Here is a 2,750-nt window from a genome sequence, read left to right on the forward strand (position 1 = left end):
CAGTTGGTGATGTTGTGTGTTGACTTGCCCATCTCATGTGCCCGGTAATTGATCCGGGAGATCAGATCACCACTTGGCTAGATAGTTCCCTGATTTGTGCAACAAGGCCGCGGTGAGCGGGAAGAGGTGGGCGCCATCGAAGAGTGGCAGGCCGATCACCACGCCATCCGCTGCTATCGGCCCGCAGACAAACCGGACCCCGCGTATCCGGTGCTGATCTATTTTCACGGCGGCTGTTTTGTCAGCGGGGATTTCGAGACCCACGATCGCCAGATGCGGATGCTGTGCAACCGGGCCAGCGCCCTGATCTTCGCCGTACACACCCGCCTCGCCCCGGAACACACCTATCCTGCGGCTCACGACGATGCGCTGGCCGCCACACGGGCCATCATGGCCGAGGTGGAGAAATGGCATGGGGATCCGGCACGTCTCGCCATTGCCGGCGACAGCGCAGGGGGTCATCTCGCCCTGATCACCACCTTGCGGCTCAAGGCTGCCAACGCCCCCTTGCCCAAGGCCCTGCTGCTTCTCTATCCCATGCTGGATGCCCTCTGCGAGAGCCAAAGCTACCGCGATCTCGGTGACGACTACCTCATCACCCGGGACATGCTCGCAAGCGGTTTTCACGCCTACCTTGGCAGCCTGCCCCCCTGCCATCCCGAAGCCAGCCCGCTCCACCATCCCGCCCTGTCAGGATTACCGCCGACCCATATCGTCACGGCGGAATATGATCCGCTGCGCGACGAAGGGGAAGCCCTGTATGGCAAGCTGGTGCAGGCTGGCGTCGATGCCACTTGCCAGCGGCAGCATGGCATCATTCATGGCTACTTCCAACTGGCGGCCATCAGCCCTGCCGCTCGTCAGCTCATCGACCAGATAGCCATGATGCTCAGAAGACTCTGAGTTGGAACCGGCCCCCAAGCCGTGTTAAAAGTGTCTCTTTTGAATCATGGAGGTAACCCGAGTGTTCGAGATAGCGAGCCTGAAAGAGGGCATGATGCACGGGGTGGAGCTGTTCCAGCTGCTGCTGGAGATCATCTCCATCGCCTGCGTGGTCATCGGCCTTGGCAAGACCCTCTGGCTGGCGGCCAGAGTGCGGGATCACGAGCCCGGCTTTCCCCGTATCCGCCTCTGCTTCGGCAGCTGGCTTATCCTGGCGCTGGAGTTCCAGCTCGCCGCCGACATCCTGGCCACCACGGTGGCCCCCAGCAAGGAGGAGCTGGTGCGCCTCGCCATCATCGCGGTCATCCGCACCTTCCTGAACTACTTCCTCGGCAAGGAACTCGATGCACAGGCCGAGCGCCAGCAACCCGAGCCTGTCAGGTCACCTTCCCGCCCCGACGCTCGATGAGCGGGCTGAGTGGCACAAGGCCACGACACGGAAGGAAAGGCACCAGCCTGATCCCATGAAGAGGGCTCCCCGCGGGGAGCCCTCTTTGTATCCGATAGCAACCATCAGGCGTGCTTGCTGGCCAGCTCGTGGCGCTTCAATGCCAGCAAGGTGACCAGCAGGGCGGCGGTGGCGATCAGCGCCATGCCGATATAGGTGGCGCTGAAACCGGGTGCCAGTTCGGCCGGGCTCAGGCTGGCCAGATTGGGGCTGCTGCCTGCTGGCAGGGCGGCATGGAACAACACAGCGCAGATGGCGACACCGACTGCCCCGCCCAGCTCCCGGCCGAAGTTGAACAGGGACATGCCGATGCCGCGATCTTCCCGCGGCAGGGCATTTTGCACCACCACCGACAGCGCCGGCAGCACCAGACCAAGGCCGATACCGGCAAACGCCAGTCCCAGTCTGGCCCAGACGTCGAAGTGGATCTGCCACAGGGCCAGCGCGGCCAGGGCAAAACCTGCCACCACGAAACGCTTGTAGTGACCGGTGCGACCGATGAGCTTGCCGCCGACGAAGGCCCCCGCCGTGATGAAGACCATGAAGATCACCATGATCCCACCACTGTCACTGGCACTCATCCCCTTTTGCCACTGCATCTGCAACGGCAGGTAGACCAGCACGGCAAACATCAGCAACTGCGAAGCCAGCGCCAGCAGCACGCTCACCAGATAACCCGGCAGGCGCACCAGGTGGGCCGGCAGTATGGGGTAGTGCGCCCGCCGCTCAGTCAGGACCAGCAGCAACAGGGCCGCCCCCAGCGCAGCCGCGAGCCAGACGGCGGGCAAGGCCGCTTCCGGCGAGAGCAGCAACAGGGTGAGGGTGGTGACCGTGATGAGCAGTGCCGCTCCCTTCCAGTCGAAGCGGCTGTGGCGACGCACATCGAGGTGACCCAGATTGCGGTTCACCAGCCAGAGGGCGATAGCGCCGAGCGGCAGATTTATCCAGAAGATCCAGCGCCAGCTGAGCTGCTCGGTAAAATAGCCACCGAGCAGCGGGCCTGCGATGCTGGAGACCGCATAGACCGCCGAGATATACCCCTGATACTTGCCCACCTCCCGTGGCGGAATACAGTCGGCGATCACGGTGAAGGCGAGTGCGATCAGCCCCCGCCCCCCACCCCTTGCAGCACGCGGGCGGCCAGCAGGGTTGGCAGATCCTGGGCCAGGGCGCAGGCCACTGATCCCGCCAGAAACAGGCCGATACCGATGTTGAGCATGCGTACCCGGCCGAACATGTCGCTCAACTTGGGGGAACCGCAGAATTCGGAAAAAATCGTACGCTAAGCTAACGGTGTTCTCGTGACAGCTCTTTGACTAGGCTTTCTAAGGCCATTCTGATAGCCCTGACTTCCTGAAAA

At 62.9% G+C, this 2,750-nt stretch carries 2 protein-coding genes and 1 pseudogene; 2 read left to right on the forward strand and 1 reads right to left on the reverse strand.

Annotated features, from left to right (window positions below; translation table 11 throughout):
* Positions 1-96: 96 nt before the first annotated feature.
* Positions 97-903, forward strand: coding sequence for an alpha/beta hydrolase (locus PG883_RS23045; RefSeq protein ID WP_270808388.1), 807 nt, complete (start codon positions 97-99; stop codon positions 901-903).
* 61 nt (positions 904-964) lie between these two features.
* Entirely contained in the window at positions 965-1,351 is a 387-nt protein-coding gene (locus PG883_RS23050) for a DUF1622 domain-containing protein (protein WP_010673839.1), read from the forward strand.
* Between the two features lie 104 nt (positions 1,352-1,455).
* On the opposite strand, the pseudogene PG883_RS23055 reads toward PG883_RS23050, so the two are convergent.
* Positions 1,456-2,639 (reverse strand): annotated as a pseudogene (locus tag PG883_RS23055) (MFS transporter); the annotation flags it as partial.
* Positions 2,640-2,750 lie beyond the last annotated feature (111 nt).

It is taken from the genome of Aeromonas sp. QDB25, from assembly GCF_027707725.1.
GTDB lineage: Bacteria > Pseudomonadota > Gammaproteobacteria > Enterobacterales > Aeromonadaceae > Aeromonas > Aeromonas caviae.